Source organism: Ancylobacter amanitiformis (assembly GCF_030814815.1).
Classification (GTDB): Bacteria; Pseudomonadota; Alphaproteobacteria; order Rhizobiales; family Xanthobacteraceae; genus Ancylobacter; species Ancylobacter amanitiformis.
In genome coordinates, this window is the sequence record NZ_JAUSVR010000002.1 from 182,781 (window position 1) to 198,286 (window position 15,506).

General features: G+C 69.0%; 18 protein-coding genes and 1 pseudogene. 12 read left to right on the forward strand and 7 right to left on the reverse strand.

Annotated elements, in window-relative coordinates:
- Positions 1-264: 264 nt before the first annotated feature.
- The 3 genes from QOZ99_RS03880 (at position 265) to QOZ99_RS03890 (ending at position 3,533) form a co-directional block, all read left to right on the forward strand.
- A complete protein-coding gene (locus QOZ99_RS03880; protein ID WP_306888614.1) occupies positions 265-774 on the forward strand; it encodes a hypothetical protein in 510 nt (169 codons plus the stop codon).
- Positions 775-868: 94 nt separating this feature from the next.
- Complete coding sequence (locus QOZ99_RS03885; protein WP_306888615.1) at positions 869-2,941, forward strand: sigma-54-dependent Fis family transcriptional regulator; 2,073 nt, start codon at positions 869-871, stop codon at positions 2,939-2,941.
- Positions 2,942-3,062: 121 nt separating this feature from the next.
- A complete protein-coding gene (locus QOZ99_RS03890; protein ID WP_306888616.1) occupies positions 3,063-3,533 on the forward strand; it encodes a hypothetical protein in 471 nt (156 codons plus the stop codon).
- A 1-nt stretch (position 3,534) separates the two neighbouring features.
- Here the strand turns inward: QOZ99_RS03890 and QOZ99_RS03895 are convergent, their stop codons facing one another.
- Entirely contained in the window at positions 3,535-3,804 is a 270-nt protein-coding gene (locus QOZ99_RS03895; protein ID WP_306888617.1) for a hypothetical protein, read from the reverse strand.
- Between the two features lie 101 nt (positions 3,805-3,905).
- On the opposite strand from QOZ99_RS03895, the gene QOZ99_RS03900 reads away from it, so the two are divergent.
- The 3 genes from QOZ99_RS03900 (at position 3,906) to QOZ99_RS03910 (ending at position 5,642) form a co-directional block, all read left to right on the forward strand.
- On the forward strand, positions 3,906-4,202 hold the full coding sequence (locus tag QOZ99_RS03900; protein ID WP_306888618.1) for a hypothetical protein: 297 nt from the start codon (positions 3,906-3,908) through the stop codon (positions 4,200-4,202).
- Between the two features lie 66 nt (positions 4,203-4,268).
- The gene (locus QOZ99_RS03905) at positions 4,269-5,375 is read left to right on the forward strand and encodes a WD40 repeat domain-containing protein (protein ID WP_306888619.1); all 1,107 of its coding nucleotides are present in this window, start codon (positions 4,269-4,271) and stop codon (positions 5,373-5,375) included.
- A 48-nt stretch (positions 5,376-5,423) separates the two neighbouring features.
- Positions 5,424-5,642 (forward strand): hypothetical protein, encoded by a 219-nt coding sequence (locus QOZ99_RS03910; protein WP_306888620.1) that lies wholly within the window; start codon positions 5,424-5,426, stop codon positions 5,640-5,642.
- A gap of 51 nt (positions 5,643-5,693) precedes the next feature.
- On the opposite strand, the gene QOZ99_RS03915 is transcribed toward QOZ99_RS03910, so the two are convergent.
- The 5 genes from QOZ99_RS03915 to QOZ99_RS03935 are packed head-to-tail and all read right to left on the reverse strand — an operon-like array spanning position 5,694 to position 9,101.
- Positions 5,694-6,404, reverse strand: a complete 711-nt coding sequence (locus tag QOZ99_RS03915) for an energy-coupling factor ABC transporter ATP-binding protein (RefSeq protein WP_306888621.1) — start codon at positions 6,402-6,404, stop codon at positions 5,694-5,696.
- Entirely contained in the window at positions 6,401-7,111 is a 711-nt protein-coding gene (gene cbiQ, locus QOZ99_RS03920) for a cobalt ECF transporter T component CbiQ (protein WP_306888623.1), read from the reverse strand. Before cbiQ ends, QOZ99_RS03915 begins: the two co-directional genes overlap by 4 nt.
- The gene (locus tag QOZ99_RS03925; RefSeq protein ID WP_306888624.1) at positions 7,111-7,668 is read right to left on the reverse strand and encodes a NikL family nickel/cobalt ECF transporter subunit; all 558 of its coding nucleotides are present in this window, start codon (positions 7,666-7,668) and stop codon (positions 7,111-7,113) included. The genes cbiQ and QOZ99_RS03925 overlap by 1 nt, the downstream gene beginning before the upstream one ends.
- Positions 7,665-8,327: a cobalt transporter CbiM gene (gene cbiM / locus QOZ99_RS03930; protein ID WP_306888626.1), complete on the reverse strand. Its 663-nt coding sequence runs from the start codon at positions 8,325-8,327 to the stop codon at positions 7,665-7,667. The genes QOZ99_RS03925 and cbiM overlap by 4 nt, the downstream gene beginning before the upstream one ends.
- 6 nt (positions 8,328-8,333) lie before the next feature.
- Positions 8,334-9,101: a DUF4198 domain-containing protein gene (locus QOZ99_RS03935; RefSeq protein WP_306888970.1), complete on the reverse strand. Its 768-nt coding sequence runs from the start codon at positions 9,099-9,101 to the stop codon at positions 8,334-8,336.
- 290 nt (positions 9,102-9,391) lie between these two features.
- On the opposite strand from QOZ99_RS03935, the gene QOZ99_RS03940 reads away from it, so the two are divergent.
- The 4 genes from QOZ99_RS03940 to QOZ99_RS03955 all read left to right on the forward strand — a co-directional run bounded on the left by QOZ99_RS03940 (position 9,392) and on the right by QOZ99_RS03955 (position 13,734).
- Entirely contained in the window at positions 9,392-10,450 is a 1,059-nt protein-coding gene (locus QOZ99_RS03940) for a lytic transglycosylase domain-containing protein (RefSeq protein ID WP_306888627.1), read from the forward strand.
- 430 nt (positions 10,451-10,880) lie between these two features.
- Positions 10,881-11,282 carry a MarR family winged helix-turn-helix transcriptional regulator gene (locus QOZ99_RS03945; protein ID WP_306888628.1) on the forward strand — a complete coding sequence of 134 codons (402 nt, stop codon included), beginning with the start codon at positions 10,881-10,883 and terminating at the stop codon, positions 11,280-11,282.
- A 71-nt stretch (positions 11,283-11,353) separates the two neighbouring features.
- Positions 11,354-12,673 carry an MFS transporter gene (locus QOZ99_RS03950; protein WP_306888630.1) on the forward strand — a complete coding sequence of 440 codons (1,320 nt, stop codon included), beginning with the start codon at positions 11,354-11,356 and terminating at the stop codon, positions 12,671-12,673.
- Positions 12,674-12,705: 32 nt separating this feature from the next.
- Complete coding sequence (locus QOZ99_RS03955; RefSeq protein WP_306888632.1) at positions 12,706-13,734, forward strand: aldo/keto reductase; 1,029 nt, start codon at positions 12,706-12,708, stop codon at positions 13,732-13,734.
- A 675-nt stretch (positions 13,735-14,409) separates the two neighbouring features.
- Here the strand turns inward: QOZ99_RS03955 and QOZ99_RS03965 are convergent.
- On the reverse strand, positions 14,410-14,601 hold the full coding sequence (locus tag QOZ99_RS03965; protein WP_306888633.1) for a hypothetical protein: 192 nt from the start codon (positions 14,599-14,601) through the stop codon (positions 14,410-14,412).
- A gap of 79 nt (positions 14,602-14,680) precedes the next feature.
- On the opposite strand from QOZ99_RS03965, the pseudogene QOZ99_RS22295 reads away from it, so the two are divergent.
- Together QOZ99_RS22295 and QOZ99_RS03970 are read left to right on the forward strand one after the other, a co-directional pair.
- Positions 14,681-14,890, forward strand: a pseudogene (locus QOZ99_RS22295) (GCG_CRPN prefix-to-repeats domain-containing protein); the annotation flags it as partial.
- Entirely contained in the window at positions 14,824-15,462 is a 639-nt protein-coding gene (locus QOZ99_RS03970) for a Spy/CpxP family protein refolding chaperone (protein ID WP_306888634.1), read from the forward strand. The pseudogene QOZ99_RS22295 and the gene QOZ99_RS03970, both read left to right, overlap by 67 nt.
- Positions 15,463-15,506 lie beyond the last annotated feature (44 nt).

Below are 15,506 nucleotides of genomic sequence, written 5' to 3' on the forward strand. Positions count from 1 at the left end.
CGCCACACACCTGTTGCGCGGCCTTGCCGAAGCCGTCGCGGCGGGGTGTCGCTTCGGGGTGTCGCTTGTGCTCCCCCACCCGTCGCGGACAAGCGCGGGCGGGGTGGCCGGCCGATCCGAACGGCAGGCTCGGGGTCCGCATTTCTCCCGCCTTGACAAGTGACGACAGTTTGAAACCGTGCTAAGCAATTAGTCTAACTCGGGTGGCTCTGATCAACTCGGGAAGCCAGACGCTCTGGAACAATATAATAAAGGGAGAGAGCAGTGGTTTACGTCATATCCAAACAGGACGGTCCTCGAAAAGAGGATGTCGTTGCCAAGAGAGTTATTCGCGATAACTGGCAAACGATCGATCGTCTTGCCAATCAACTGTCCGGCGGACACTGGAACGACATCAAGCGCTCCCGCAATGCGCCGGTGAAGACGCCGGAGGAGCAGCGCAAAAGTCTGCTCGGCTATGCGCCCACCGGGCGGCGAGACGAGCCGCGCCCCTATGTGCGCATCAGCGCCAATAACCGCGTGGTGATCGTCGACGAGGAGACCAGCCGCCAGATGCTGTTCGTGGGCGAGTTGCGCACGGGGGCCGAGGGCCGGCAGCTGCGGCTGGCGATCCGCGCCAACGGTTTCTTCGACCCGCTGTCCGACGAGGTGCAGGCCGATCTTGCCGACCTGGAAGGCGCCCTCATCGCGGACGAGGACGGGGAGGAGCGTCTCAAGCAGCTGCTTGCCGAGCGCCTCGGCTTTGCTCCCTCGCCGCCCACCGCCACCGCCTGAACGCGCGTCGACGCGCTCGCCGCTCCACGCGGCCGGCGCCTGATGCGCGCGGCGGGGAAGGGGCGATCGTTCTGGCATGCGCACGGACGTGTCCATGATCAAGCCTGCCTATCCGCGCGGACCCCTTGTCTCCCTTCGCCCCGCTGAAGCGGCGAAGCGGGAGGCCCCGGTCGATCCCTCGACCGCGCCTCCCTATAACGAGGCGGCCACCGCCAAGGCCTGGGAACGTTTCGTCACCTCGCGCGAGGCGTCGACGGCGGGCCTGCCGGTGCGCGGCGTCATCCAGCGCTCGTGGGAGCGCAGCGTCCGGCTCGGGGTCGATGCGCACGGGCGAGGCAGCGACGTCATCCTCTCCCCGGAGGAGCTCGGGCGGATCCGCAAGGGCAAGGCCGATCTCCTGTCCATCGCCGGCGTGACCTTCGCGCGGGTCGCCGAACTGCTGGCCGACACTTCCACCATGGTGGTCATCACCGATGACGAGGGAACGATCATCGAAGCGGGCGGCGACCCGCGCACCATGGATGATGCGCACGACATCCGCCTGGAGATCGGGGCGAAGTGGTGCGAGGGATCGGCGGGAACCAACGGCATCGGCACCGCCCTCAGTTCCGGCGCCCCGGTCTATGTGCGCGCCGCCGAGCATTTCTGCGAGGGGGTGAAGGCCTGGACCTGCATCGGCACGCCGATCCGCAGCCCGCTCGACGGCAGCATCATCGGCGTCATCGACTTCTCCGGCCCGCGCGACATCTTCCAGCGCCACAATGTGGCGCTCGGCATGATGGCGGCCAGCCATATCGAGCTGGGTCTCGCCGATCGCATGCGCATCGAGCGCATGCAGTTGCTGGAACTGTGCCTCGGCCGGCTGCGGGTCGGCCCGCAGAGCGACGGCTACGTGTTGCTCGACCGGTTCGGGCGGGTGATCCACCACAGCCCCTGCGCGCCGCGGCGTTGGCAGGAGCGCAATCCCGGCGTCGATCTCAAGATCGGTGCGCGGCTGGTGGATTTCGACGATGCGCAATGGCCCGATACGCTGGGCAAGCCGGCAGCCGGCGGGCTGGACCTCGAAGGCTTCGAGCGCCTCGTCTGTGACGGCGCCTTTTCCGGCGCGATGGTCGTGCTCGGCCCCCATGTGCGGGCGCGGCGCGCCGCGCCGGCGGCACCGTCGATCCGCCCGGCGCCGGGCGAGGCGTTGCTGGCGGCGCGCGCGGCGATCATTGGCGATAGCGAGACGCTGATCGAGGCGATCGAGCGCACCGAGCGCGCCGCCCATGGCAGGTCGTCCATCCTTCTGGAGGGCGAGACCGGCGTCGGCAAGGAACTGTTCGCCCGGCTCATCCATGCCGCCAGCCAGGAGAGCGGCAAGGAGCCCTTTGTCGCGTTCAATTGCGGGGCGGTGTCGAAGGAACTGCTCGGCGCGGAGCTGTTCGGCCATGCGCCGGGCTCGTTCACCGGCGCCACCCGCGAGGGCCGTGCCGGTCGCTTCGAGGTCGCCGATGGCGGCGTGCTCAGCCTCGACGAGATTGGCGAGATGCCGCTCGATCTCCAACCCTATCTGCTGCGCGTGCTGGAGGAAAAGGCGGTCTATCGCATTGGCGAGAGCAAGCCGCGCCCGTTCAATGTGCGGCTCGTGGCCTCGACCAACCGCAATCTGCGCCAGGAGGCGGCCGAGGGGCGCTTCCGCAAGGACCTGTATTTCCGCATCGGCGCGGTCAAGATCATCATCCCGCCGCTGCGCGCGCGGCAGGGCGACGTGGCCCGGCTGGTCGAGCATTTCAGCCGCGAGATCGCCAGCGGCTACGATATGGAGCCGCCGGTCTTCGAGCCGGCGGTGCTGGACCTGCTGGAGCGCTATGGCTGGCCCGGCAATGTGCGCGAACTGCGCAACCTGGTGGAGAGCATGGTGCTGATGGCGCGTTCGCGCGTCGTCGGGCTGGATGATTTCCCCGAGGATTTCGCCGCCGAACTGCACGAGCTGGAGGCGGAACTGGCGCCGGGCACAAGCATGGCGGCGAGCGAGCCGGTGCAGCGCATCGACGCCACCGAGCGGCAGCTCATCGAGAAGGCGATGGCGGCGACCGGCGGCAATACGTCCCTTGCGGCCGACCGCCTCGGCATCGCCCGCAGCACGCTCTATCGCAAACTGCACCAGTACAGGACGGGTCGCTAGGGCGTTTCCGAGCGACGTGGATGCCGGTTCGCATGTCGGAAACGCGTCGAGGCAAAGGCTTCAGCTCCCGCGGTGCTCAAGGTGCCACGGGAACCATCAACGGCGGAAGGCGAGATGTCTCATGACCGAGCCACCCCATTTCGAGCGCGCCCCCAGCCGCTCGACCGCGCTCGCCTCGGCGGTGCTCGATCGGGCCGATCGCGATGTCGCCTTCATCATCCGCATCACCGGGGAGAGCCTCGACCTGCTGTCGCGCCACTTCCAGTCCTTCATCGAGGAGGAGTTGCAGCGTCATGGCGTGCTCTATGGCGATCACCCGCTGCTGCGCCTGTTCGTGGAGTCGCACAGCCGGGAACTGACCGATTTCGTGGTCAACGGCATCGCCCTGCAGCATCAATTGGGCCTGCAGAGCTTCGAGCGCTCGCGCGGCGACGCGATGCGGCTGCTGCGAGCGGACCTGTGGGACACGCTGCACGGCTATGTCGACACCGCCGAGCAGCATTTCGTTTCCAGTCTCGGCGGATTGCGCGACATCCTCGCCCAGATCGATGCCGACCGCAAAATGCTGGGAGGGGGCGATGACGAGCCCTGATTCAGTGGAGATGCCCACGTTCGGCCGGCCCCATCGCCGCCAGCAGGCTGCCGGGGTTCTCCCGCAGCCTTTGATGCGCCGCGCCCATCAGCTGCGTGCGCAGCGGTTCGGCCAGCTGTTTCAGCGCGGCCTCGGCAGCGGCGATGTCGGCCGGCATGCCGGTCTGGCCGGCCCGGCCCAGTGCGGCCGTGCAGGCGTGGCCGGCGCCGAGGGCATCCGTGGCAGCCGCGGCCAGCGCGCTGAACAGCGGTTTGCCGATGAGATCGAACATGGAACCGTCCTTGCCGCCCGCAACAGCGCCATTATCCGCCGCCGCGCCGGCCCGCGTCCAGCCCGGTCGCGTTGGCCGAACCGCCGTCGCGAGGTGAGGTCATGAAGACGGAGCCGGATCTGGCCACCCTGCTGATGCAGCGGCTGGCGATCGTGCAGGAGATTGCCGGCCTCAACGCCCGTCAGCTGAAATGCCAGCAGGAAATCGGCGGGGTGGAGCTGGAAGGCGAGCGCTGCGCGCGCGATGTCGCGGAGGGCGTACCGGGCGCCTCGGCCCGGCTTGAAGCCCTGCGCGTCCAGCTCGCGCAGGCGGTCGCCCGCTTTGCCCAGGCGCGGGGGGAACTGACGGCCAGCGAGGACCGCCTCGACGCGGTCGATCGCCAACTGGCGGGTCGATGAGCGGGCCGTTGCCAGGCCGGCCGGGGCTGCCGGACAAACCAATGAAAAAGAGCAGGAGAGGGAAACATGAATATCGCCGAAGCTGAGACAACCCCGCTCGTCAAGCTTCTGGCCCGCCGCTGGCGGCTCGGCGAGGAGGTGGGCGACTGCCGTTTCGATCGCGCGGGCGGGCGCCTCGCCTTCGTCCTTGGCGACGGCACGCTGGCGCTGGCCTCGATGGACGACCCCGAATCGGCGCAGGCGCGCTGGCGGGTGGCGCTCGATACCGGCCGCGCCAGCATCGCGCCGCGCCGCCGGCCGGTGCCGCCGTTGATGCGGCTGCTGGCCGATGTCGCGCCGCTGCGGGTGGCCCCGTTCGGCGCGGAGGGCTTCATCGTCGGCGGCGCCAGCGGCCGGCTGGTGAGGGTGGCGCCGGACGGGACGACGGCGGTTCTCGTCGAGATCGACACCGGCGCGGTGGATGCCATCGAGCCGCTGCCCGACCACAGCGCGCTGGTCGCCGCCGGCGGGGTGGTGGTGCGCTACGACGCCGGGGGCGGCACCGCGCGGGCGCTCGCTCATATGGAAGGGCCGCTGCGGGCGCTGGCCGCCGCGCCGGATGGCGATCATGTGGCGCTGGCGACGCCGGACGCCGTCGCGGTCATCGGACTGCGCGACGCGGGCCGGACCGATCTGGCACTGGCGCGCGCGCAGGTGCTGGCCTGGTCGCCCGACGGGCAGCGCCTCGCCATCGGCCTCACGGAGGGCGGACTTGCCTTGCTCGATATGGAGGATGGCCGCGTGCTGCGGCTGCCCGACTATCCCGCGCCCATCCGCTCGCTCGACTGGAGCGCCGATGGAAGCCAGCTGGTCACGGGCGGCGCCTTCCGCACCATCGTGTGGGACATGGCCGAGCCGGGCGACAGGCCGCGCACCATCGAGACCGGACGCGCGGGAATGGTGACGGTGGAAGTGGTGCGCCGGCATCCGCGCAGGCCACTGGTGGCTGTCGGCTATGAGGACGGCTCCATCGTCATCGCCAGGATCGGCCACCGCGACGAACTCCTGCTGCGCGAGCCCTCCGCCGGCCAGGTGGAAGACCTGCGCTGGTCGGGTGATGGCGAGCACCTCGCCTTTACCACCGCGCAGGGCGAGCTGGGCGTGATCGATCTGCCGCCGCACATGTTCAAATAGGCCGGATACCGGGCCGCCCAATTTCAATCATCCCAAGGGAGACACGCCATGACATCGCCCGACCGCCAGATCCCCGACCCCCAGGACGAGAGCAAGGACCTGTTCTTCGAGGAAGTCGCCGCCCTCGCCGAACGGATGATCGCCGCTCATGGGCGCGATTTCGCCATGGGCACGCTGGTCCTCGCCGCCCGCTTCATCGCGGAGAAGAAGGATTTCAGCACGGCCGGCGCGCGGGCGGGCTCGCCCGCCCCCGGCCTGAGCTCCTGAACGGCGCCCGCCGCCGCGCCGCCATCTTCCGGCGGCGGCGTCGTGCGGGAGTCAGGAGGGATCGACCGGGTGCACGTGCCAGTGCTCGTGCACATGGCGATGGCCGTGCACCTCGCCCGGCAACAGGCGGCGGTCATGAATGACCATGGCCCGCGTCGCCAGTTCGGCGATGAAATGATCGTCATGCGAAATCAGCAGCATGGCGCCGGGAAAGGCGTGCAGCGCCGCCCGCAGGCGTTGCCCGTTTTCCGCGTCGATGCCGTTGGTGGGCTCGTCCAGCATCAGCACGTCCGGCCGCATGGCGAGCAGGCCGGCGAGGCAGACGAGGCGCTTCTCGCCGCCCGACAGGCGATGGCTGATCCGCTCGGCCAGGGAACCGATGGCGAGCGCGTCCAGCGCCGCCTGCGCGCGCATCCGCGCCTCGGCCGCCGGGCAGCCCATGTTCAGCGGGCCGAAGGACACGTCCTCGATCACGCTGGGACAGAACAGCTGGTCGTCGCTGTCCTGGAACAGAAAGCCGATGCGCGGCCGGAACCGCCGGAACGCGCGCTCGTCGGCGCAGGCCGTGCCGAACAGCCGGACCACGCCCCGCGCCGGGCGCTCCAGCCCGACAATGGTGCGCAGCAGCGTGGTCTTGCCCGCGCCATTCGGCCCGACAATGGCCAGCCGCTCGCCGGCTGCCAGCGAAAGGTTCACGTCCCCGAGCACGGAGGTCGCGCCGCGGGTGATGGAGACGTTCTCCAGTGAAATCAGCGCGCTCATAGCCGGTCGATCACCAGGATGGCGACGCCCGCGGCGGAAATCGCGCCGAAGCCGATCCAGTCCCGCAGCGGCGGAAATGGCGGGGCGTGGTAGGGGAAGCTGCCGGTATAGCCGCGGCACAGCATGGCTTCCTCCACGCGCTCCGCCCGGTCGAGCGCGCGCACCAGCAGCATGCCGATGAGGTTGCCATAGCTGCGCCAGGTGTGGCGGCTGGAGCGCGGCCGGAAGCCGCGCGCGCGCATGGCGTCGTGCAGGCGGCGCGCCTCGTCGCGAAGCAGCGAGGTGTAGCGCATCGTCATCACGCAGAGCCGGGAGAGGCGTTCGGGAACGCGCAGGCCGCGCAGAGCGACGCCGAGGCGCGCGGGCTCGACATCGCCCAGCAGCACGGTGAGCACGAGCACGCAGGTCGACACCTTGGCCGCGATCAGCGACGCGCGCCACACGCCGTCCAGGCTGGCGACGAGCGGGCCGAGGGTGAACAGGGGGCGCCCGTCCATCGTGAAGGGCAGGGTGGCGAACAGCAGAAGCAGGAAGCCCTCCAGATGCCACAGGCGCCGCCAGGGAAAGGCGAGGGGGCCGAGGAACCACGCCAGCGGCAGGACAAGCGCGAGCAGAACGCCCGCCACCGCGAGCGAGTGCAGTTGCGAGAGGCAGGCGATCGCGATGAACGCCGCGAGGAGCCGAAGCCGCAGGTCGGCGGGGGCCATCACCGTCGCCGGCCTTTCTCCCAGAGGGCCATGCCGCCCAGCCCTAGGATGAGGAACACGCCCGAGAGCGCATCGACAAAGCGCAGGCGGGAATCCATCGCCTCGATCCGCTCCTCGAGCGGCTCCACCTGCCGCTGGACCGCCGCCTCGACCAGCGCGGCAAGCCGCGTGTCGGACAAGGGCGGAGCGGGGGTGCCCGTGGCTGAAGCGGCGGGCGTGGCGGGGGGCGCCGCCGCGCCGCCCAGCCGGGACACGGGTAGCGTCGTGGAGGCGATATGCGCCTCGCGCGTGTCGACGGTGATGGTGAGGTCCGAGGCAATCGTGGCCGGGCGCGCGAAGGAGAAGCGCCCCTCCGCATCGGTCAGCCCGGAAGCGACCTCGACGCCCTGCGCGTTCTTCGCCGTCCATGGCACGCCCTGCGGCCGGCCGCCGCCGATGAAGAACGCGTAGCCGCCTATCTTCTCGCCCTCGACCGCCGCGAAGACCTTGAGCTTGTGGGCCTCCGCCGCCCCGGCAAGGCCCGGCAGGATGAGCAGGGTGAGCAGAAGACGGCTCATGAGGCGGATGACGGGGTGGAGGGCGGAGCGGAGGGCGAGGCGGAACTCGCGATCACCGGCCGCAGCGCCTCCGGCTGCACCCGCGCCAGAAAGCCCACGATGGCCGCGGTCACGAAGGCCTCTCCCACGGCGAGCGGCAGATAGGTGGCCAGCAGCACGCTGGCGACGGGAGTAAATTCGGAGGAGGAGAGGGCGAGCGACGACGCCACCAGGGCGCCCGTGCCCAAGACGCTGAGCGCGCCCACCGCCCCGGCCAGCGCGGCGCGCAGGACGCCGCTCGGGGTCGCCCGGATCGCCGGGCCAAGCAGCAGGGCGAAGACGACGCCCGGCAGCGCGATATTGACCGTGTTGACGCCAAGCGTGGTCAGGCCGCCGAAGCCGAACAGCAGCGCCTGCAGCAGCAGGATGACCAGCACGACCGCGAAGGTCGCGGTGCCCAGCATGATGCCCATCATGCCCGACAGCAGCACATGAACGCTGGACGGGCCGACCGGCACGGCGATCAGCGATCCCGCGAACACCGCCGCGCCGAGGATCGCCGCGCGCGGGATCATCCGGTCATCGAGCCGCCGCAGCGCCAGCGCGACGCCGCCAGCCGTGATCAGCCCGCCGCCGATCAGCACGGGAAGTGACAGGATGCCATCGGGAATATGGGCCATGGGCGGCTATTTCCCGCCCATGTCGGTGGCCTTGACCCAGATGAGCGCGCCCAGTTCCACCGGCACATCCTTGCCTTCCGGCGATTTCTGCGGCGTATCGGCCTCCAGCAGCGCGGCAAAGCCCCACCAGCCGCCGCGCGGCATGGCATAGGCGAAGGTGCCATTCGCGTCGGCCTTGATGACCTGCGTCACGAAGGCATCATTGGGCGGCGTGACCGATCCATCATTGATGAATTCCACCTCGACCTCGGCGAAGGGAACCGGCTTGCCGTTCTTGAGCACGATTCCGGAGAACAGATTGCCGGTCCAGAGGCCGGTGGGGCGGGTGAGCGGCTGGATTTCCACCGGCAGCCCGACCAGCGCGTCCCAGCCCTCGCCGGAGGCGAAGCCGTCGACGATGACCTTGGCATAGTGGACGATCAGCTTGCCCTCGGCGGGCTCCCAATAGGGTTGCGGCTCCACGTAGAAGACCGCGGCGCCCGGCGTCGTCAGATCATGGCGCAGCGACCAGGCGCTGTGGCCCGCCACCGGCTTTTCCGTGATCTGCGCGGTGAGGTCGGTCGGCGTGCCGTCGGCCAGCACGCCGACGCGCACCGGCTTTCGCATGTCCATGACCGGCCCGCCCTCGACCGGGTGGGTGAACACCATGTCCAGCGTGACCGTGCCGCCCTCAGGCAGCACGTCCGCCGATGGGATGATCTCCTGAAAATGCGCGGAGGCGGCGCAGGAGCCGAGCGAGAGCCCCAGAAGGGCGAGGCGAAACGAAGCGGCGATCCTGACCAAGTGGCACCCGTCGTATGAATATTGCGAAAATTTATCATACAAGCGGCCTGGCCCGCCGCAAGCGCGCGGCGTCGCGCACGGGGACAAATATCTCACTGTCGGGGCCGTGCCGGGTGAGCCTCATCCGCTCGGTCCGAGCCCGGGTCCGCCGATGCCGGCTGCGCGCCGACGGGGGGCATCGGGAGGGCGGCGGCAGGGGGCATTTCGACCTTTGACGAATTGTGCTAGGCAACAGCGTGGAATGTCGAGCAGCAAAGCGTCGGACGGGCGGAAGGCCCCTTGTGGTCGGGGTACTCGCGCTGGTGGGTCCCCTCGTCTATAGCCCATTCGCGGGCGTGTTGCCGGTATGGGCAGCGGCCCAGCACAAGCCGGCGCCGGCCGCCAATCCGGCGTCAGCCATTGCCGCGCCTGTCCTGGCCTGGCCGTCCGGCGACGGGAGCATCCCCGCCACGCTCCTGGTGCCGGTCGCCCACGTTCCCGCGGACCTTGTGGCTCCCTCCTATGCGGGATGGCTGACCGATCCGCCGCATGGGGCGCTGCCCGGCGACAAATTCGTCGCCCGTGGGCCGGGGACCGTCGGGGCCGAGGTCTTCCAGCGGGTGAGCGCGCTTGCGCCGCCGGCGCCGCCTTCCTCCGCGTCGGTTTCCCCCGCCCTGGTCCCAGCGGCCTTGCCCGCCGCCTTGCCCGCATCATCCGCCCCCCTGCCGCCGAAGCGACTGGCGGAGAAGCGCGGCATTGTTCTGGCGTCGCTGGCGCCACTGCCGCCCCGGCGCCTCGCGGAGCCGGTCTCCGTGGCGCCGCCGGAGACGGCCGCGCGCGAGGATGCCCCGCCGGCGGACGCGCCGGCACCGAGCGACAATGCGGTAGACGCCGGCACCGAGGTCGCCCCGGAAGAGATCCCCCAGGAGGATGCCGCCCGGTCCATCGATGACGCTCCCGAGCCGGCGGCGACCCGGGCGTCGGCCGATCGCGCGCCGCCGCATATCGAGGCGCTGATCCAGCGTCACGCCGAGCGTTTCGATGTGCCCGCGCGGCTCGTGCGTCGTGTGGCCTGGCGGGAAAGCCGGTTTAACCACCGATTGCGACATGGTCCCTATTGGGGATTGATGCAGATCCGCGTCGACACGGCGCGCGCCCTCGGCTTCCGTGGCGAGCCGAACGATCTTCTCGATGCCGACACCAACATGGCCTACGCCGTCGCTTATCTCGCCAATGCGTATCGGGTCGCCGGGCGCGATGAGAAGCGGGCGGTGATGCTCTATGCCCGGGGTTATTACTACGAGGCCAAGCGCAAGGGCATGCTGGGCTCCCTCATCCGCACCGCAACAGCCGAGCAATAGCCGCAGGCGCCTCTCGCGTCGGCCGCTCCCCGTCTGGGCTGCGAACCGCCGCGATTATTGGCGGCTCGAATGGGTCTGCCCGTCTCTCCGTCGGTAATGCACAGGATGGCACGCCCGGGAGCGGTGTCGGGCAGCGCTCGATTCTGACCGATGCAATGGCGCTGCCATCGATATGGGTAAGCGATGGCGGGGCGAAAATAACGGAGACGTTCTTCTCAAGCCGCGTCTTCGGCCATTCGCGGAACTGGGCGGACGGTGCCGCATCCTCTCGACAAGGCGCGGGCGCAGATCAGAGCGACGAAGCGGCGCGAGCCGCCGCGATCGTCGTTGATCCGGGCCGTATCGGGCCGGATTGAGGAGCGCATTGCCAAAGAGGACATTTCACCACGGCCTCTCGACAGAACGTGATATGCAGGTATATACACGCATTATGGAGAAACCCTGCTACTGCACGCAGCTGCGTCAGGCGACGCGCCGACTTAGCGCGGTTTATGACGATGCGCTGGCGCCGCTCGGCATCAATGTCGCGCAATATGCGCTGCTGCGCCGGATCCACCGCAACGAGCCGGTCAGTCTTACGCGGCTTGGCAGCCTGTGCGACCTCGACCGCTCGACGGTCGGGCGCAACGTGCGCGTGCTGGAGCGCATGGAACTGGCGACCAGCACGCGCGGCAGCGAGGACCAGCGCGAGGCCATGATCAAGCTTTCCGAACGCGGCCGCGACCTGCTCCAGCTGGCCGTGCCGATGTGGGAGGCGACGCAGACGGCGGTCGCGGCACGGCTCGGCCCGCAACGCGTCGAAGCGCTCGAGGATCTTATCGCCGCCATCTGACCCATCCGGCGTGGCCCGCCAATCCAATCGCTATCGCATAGAAGCGGGCATCTACCCGCAGAAGGGAACCCATGGAAAGCCAGCCCCCGGAAGCCCCCGTTCCGACCGGGACGCTTCCCGCCTTCTTCGCCCGGCGCGGCATCCATTATGGCTGGGTGGTCGCCGCCGTCACCTTTCTCACCATGCTGGTCACGGCCGGCGCGGTGGGCGCGCCCGGCGTGCTGATCGGCCCGCTGGAGCGCGAATTCGGCTGGGCCACCGCCGATATTTCCTCGGGCTTCGCGATCCGCCTCGTGCTGTTCGGGCTGATGGGGCCCTTCGCCGCGGCGTTCATGAACCGCTTCGGCCTGCGCCCGGTGGCAACCGTGGCGCTCGCCCTCATCGGGCTCGGCGTGTTCGGGTCGTTCTTCATGACCAGGATCTGGCACCTCATGCTGCTCTGGGGTGTCGTCGTCGGCTTCGGCACCGGGCTCACCGCCATGGTGCTCGGCGCGACGGTGGCGACGCGCTGGTTCGCCCAGCGCCGCGGGCTGGTGCTGGGCCTGCTCACCGCCTCGACGGCGACCGGGCAGCTCGTCTTCCTGCCGTTGCTCGCCCAGCTCACGGAAACGCTCGGCTGGCGCAGCGCGCTGTCGCTCATTCTCGCCATGCTGCTGGTGGCCGCGCTCGCGGTGCTAATCCTGCTGCGCGACCGGCCGTCCGATATCGGGCTGCTGCCCTATGGCGCCAGCGAGCCGCCGACGAATCCCGCCCGTCCCACCACGCTGAAGGCGATGCTCGCCTCGCCGCTGCTGGCGCTGCGCGATGCCTCCAGATCCGCCACCTTCTGGGTGCTGTTCGGCACCTTCTTCATCTGCGGCGCCTCGACCAACGGGCTCGTGCAGACCCATTTCGTCTCGCTCTGCGGCGATTACGGCATGGCAGCGGTGACGGCGGCCGGCATGCTGGCGCTGATCGGCGTGTTCGACTTCATCGGCACGGTCGGCTCCGGCTGGCTGTCGGACCGCTTCGACAGTCGCTGGCTGCTGTTCTGGTATTATGGCTTGCGCGGCCTCTCGCTGCTCTATCTGCCGTTCAGCGATTTCAGCTTCTACGGCCTGTCCATCTTCGCCGTGTTCTACGGCCTCGACTGGGTCGCCACCGTGCCACCGACGGTGAAGCTGGCCGCCGACCGGTTCGGTGATCGCGCCAGTCTGGTCTTTGGCTGGATCTTCGCCGGCCACCAGCTTGGCGCCGCTTCCGCCGCTTATGGCGCCGGCTTCAGCCGCACCTTCTACCAGACCTACCTGCCCGCCTTCGTCGTCGCCGGCATTCTCTGCCTGGTCGCCTCCCTCGCCATCATTGCCGTGCGCGAGCGCCGGGGCGGCGGACCCGTGGCAGCGCGGGTGTGACAGCCCGCTCATTCCATTGAAGGAGGGACATCATGAAGTACAGGCTGCTTGGACGGACCGGGCTCAGCGTCTCCGAACTGTCTCTGGGGACCGCGAATTTCGGCCGGCGTTGGGGGCATGGTGCGGATGAGGCGGAGAGCGCCGCCATCCTCAATGCCTATGCCGAGGCCGGGGGCAATTTCATCGACACGGCCGACGTGTATCAGTTCGGCCAGTCGGAGGAATTCCTCGGCGACCTGCTGCAAGGCCGGCGCGAGGATTTCGTGCTGGCGACGAAGTTCAGCAATGGCGCCGCGCCGAATGCCGGCCGCCTCGTGACCGGCAATAGTCGCAAGGCGATGGTGGCCTCGCTGGAGGCGAGCCTGAAGCGGCTGAAGACCGACCGGATCGACCTCTACTGGGTGCATCACCCCGACGCGGTGACGCCTTCGGAGGAGATCGTGCGCGGGCTGGACGACCTCGCCCGCGCCGGCAAGATCCTCTATGCGGGCCTGTCGAACTTCCCGGCCTGGCGTCTGGCCCGCGCCGTCACGCTGGCAGAGATGACAGGAGCGGTGCCGATCGCGGCCGCCCAGTTCGAATACAGTCTCGTCCATCGCGAGCCGGAAGCCGACCTGCTGCCGGCCTCTCACGCGCTGGGCCTGGGCGCGGTCACCTGGTCGCCGCTGGGAGGCGGCATGCTCACCGGCAAGTATCGCGACACCCAGCGTGGTGGCGAAAAGCGCCGCGCCGAGGCGCTCGGCGGCAGGGTGTTCCAGGCGGAAGACACGGTACAGCGCAGCGCGATCCTCGATACCGTGCTCGCGGTGGCGGCCGAGCTTGGTGCGCGGGCCGATCAGGTCGCCATTGCCTGGGCGGCAAGCCGCGGCGCCATTCCGCTGATCGGCCCGCGCTCGGTCACGCAATTGACCAGCAATCTCGCTGCCGCATCGCTCACGCTCGGCCCGGACCATCTGGCACGGCTTGCGGCCGTCAGCCTCCCCCGGGCGACGGCGGCAACGGCTCGGGCGGTTGGGCTCGCGCACGGCGATAGCGGGCTCCCGCCCTTGCCGGTGGCGTGACGACCGAGCAGCCATTGGAACGCCCCTTTGGGAGAAACGCAGGAGCGCTCGTGGCATGACCTGATCCCGACTCGATCGTATCGCAGATTGGGGATGGTCCGGCAGCGGGTGGACCACTCATCCCCTGCTGCGCGCGGCGTGGGATCGACCCGGCATCACGCTCTCAGTTTTCCTTCGCGCTGCCGTGAGCGATAGGATGGTTATCTATCAATCACGCACCCGCATTATGTGAGTTATAGCGGGAGACCCTATCGCTCATGGCGTGGAACTGGACGCCGCACGGCCGGCCGCATTTTGTCTATGATCCGGTTGCCCTCGTCAGCTCGGCCTCGACACCGACAATCGCAACGTGAAGCCGAAGGAGCGGGGCATCGCGGAGATGATGGTCGATCTCTATCGGAGCCGTCGGGCGCGAGCCAGGTGCGGTGTCCGCCAGTGATCCTGCCGGAGAGAGCCGCCGACGGAAGCCTCCGATAGACGGCGCCAAGATTAAGAATGGCGCCAGCGATGGCCGTCGCGGCATCGCCTTTTCTTCGCGATCAGGCCGTCGAAGCGAAAATCGCCACGTGACGGCCCAGCTCCCGGTCGCTGTTGGGGCAGATCACCACAGCTCGACTGTGCGCATTTGCACCCAGCTTGATCGGTTCGGCCGAGACTTTTCCGATGACTTCCGGTTCACCGGAAAAGCTCCAGATTCTTGGTTTGACGCATTTTCTTAGCGCGAACCGGAATCCACTTCGCTCGAAAATGCTCTCGATCCCGGTCGCGCCGATGGTCGCCACCGCTTTCGATATCGGAGAGTCGATGGACGACTTGGCGCATCACCAGTTCTGTCGATGCGCTCTCAAGGCGGAAGAGATATTTCATTGGCACTCGGGTTCGCAAACGGACCCTTGGTGCGGGCGGCGATCTTCGAAGCCCCGGACGTCACCTTGCGAGGCTCCTCATGCGAACCACCTTCGGACGGCTTTCCGGCTTGTGGCTCGGCATGCTGGCGGCGTTGCCGGCTTCGGCGATGCCGCTTGCGCCAACCCCTCTGCCGGATACCCCCATCGCGACCCGCGTCGCTCAGGGCTGCGGCCCGGGCGCGTGGCGCGGGCCGTGCGGCCATTGCCGCGACACTCCCTATCATGGCCGGCTGCCCGGCGGCGGATGGCGATGACAGCAAGTGGCCTCTCCGCCCTGAAATCCAACGACGCGAAAGATCTGACCATGAACCGCGCCCTCATGGCCGCCCTGATGGCCGCCCTGATGGGCGCATTCCTCATCGCGGCGCCGGCCGCGCGGGCCCAGACGGCACCGCCCGCCGGCGCGCCGCCGGAGCCCCCTGCCATCGAGCTCTACCGCGCGGCGGATGCGCAGGCCGTGCTCAATGCGCGCATTCTCGCGCTCAAGACGGTGATGACCCTCACCCCGGAGCAAGAGAAGCTCTGGCCGCCGGTGGAAGCCGCCATCCGCGCGGTGGCGAAGCAGTCAGCCGAGCGCCGCGCCGAGCGCGCGAAGGCGCCACAGCCGGCCGATTTCGTGGACATCCTGGACCGCATCGCCGATGCCGAAGCGGTGCGGGCGCGTGACCTCAAAAGCGTGACGGCCATGCTGAAGCCGCTTGTCGCCACACTCACGCCGGAACAGCAGCGGCGCATTCCCGCGTTCCTCGGCCTGCGCGAAGGCGCCGGCGGCCTGCCCCAGCCCACCGCCGAGATCTGGCTGTTCGAGGAAGAGAACTGACGCCAAATCAATATTATCTCACCAACCCCCGTCTCAAGGAGGCT

Coding starts and splice junctions, on each gene's coding strand:
- QOZ99_RS03885 (WP_306888615.1), top strand. CDS start 869: ATGATCAAGCCTGCCTATCCGCGCGGACCCCTTGTCTCCCTTCGCCCC.
- QOZ99_RS03890 (WP_306888616.1), top strand. CDS start 3,063: ATGACCGAGCCACCCCATTTCGAGCGCGCCCCCAGCCGCTCGACCGCG.
- QOZ99_RS03895 (WP_306888617.1), bottom strand. CDS start 3,804: ATGTTCGATCTCATCGGCAAACCGCTGTTCAGCGCGCTGGCCGCGGCT.
- QOZ99_RS03900 (WP_306888618.1), top strand. CDS start 3,906: ATGAAGACGGAGCCGGATCTGGCCACCCTGCTGATGCAGCGGCTGGCG.
- QOZ99_RS03905 (WP_306888619.1), top strand. CDS start 4,269: ATGAATATCGCCGAAGCTGAGACAACCCCGCTCGTCAAGCTTCTGGCC.
- QOZ99_RS03910 (WP_306888620.1), top strand. CDS start 5,424: ATGACATCGCCCGACCGCCAGATCCCCGACCCCCAGGACGAGAGCAAG.
- QOZ99_RS03915 (WP_306888621.1), bottom strand. CDS start 6,404: ATGAGCGCGCTGATTTCACTGGAGAACGTCTCCATCACCCGCGGCGCG.
- cbiQ (WP_306888623.1), bottom strand. CDS start 7,111: ATGGCCCCCGCCGACCTGCGGCTTCGGCTCCTCGCGGCGTTCATCGCG.
- QOZ99_RS03925 (WP_306888624.1), bottom strand. CDS start 7,668: ATGAGCCGTCTTCTGCTCACCCTGCTCATCCTGCCGGGCCTTGCCGGG.
- cbiM (WP_306888626.1), bottom strand. CDS start 8,327: ATGGCCCATATTCCCGATGGCATCCTGTCACTTCCCGTGCTGATCGGC.
- QOZ99_RS03945 (WP_306888628.1), top strand. CDS start 10,881: ATGGAGAAACCCTGCTACTGCACGCAGCTGCGTCAGGCGACGCGCCGA.
- QOZ99_RS03950 (WP_306888630.1), top strand. CDS start 11,354: ATGGAAAGCCAGCCCCCGGAAGCCCCCGTTCCGACCGGGACGCTTCCC.
- QOZ99_RS03955 (WP_306888632.1), top strand. CDS start 12,706: ATGAAGTACAGGCTGCTTGGACGGACCGGGCTCAGCGTCTCCGAACTG.
- QOZ99_RS03965 (WP_306888633.1), bottom strand. CDS start 14,601: ATGAAATATCTCTTCCGCCTTGAGAGCGCATCGACAGAACTGGTGATG.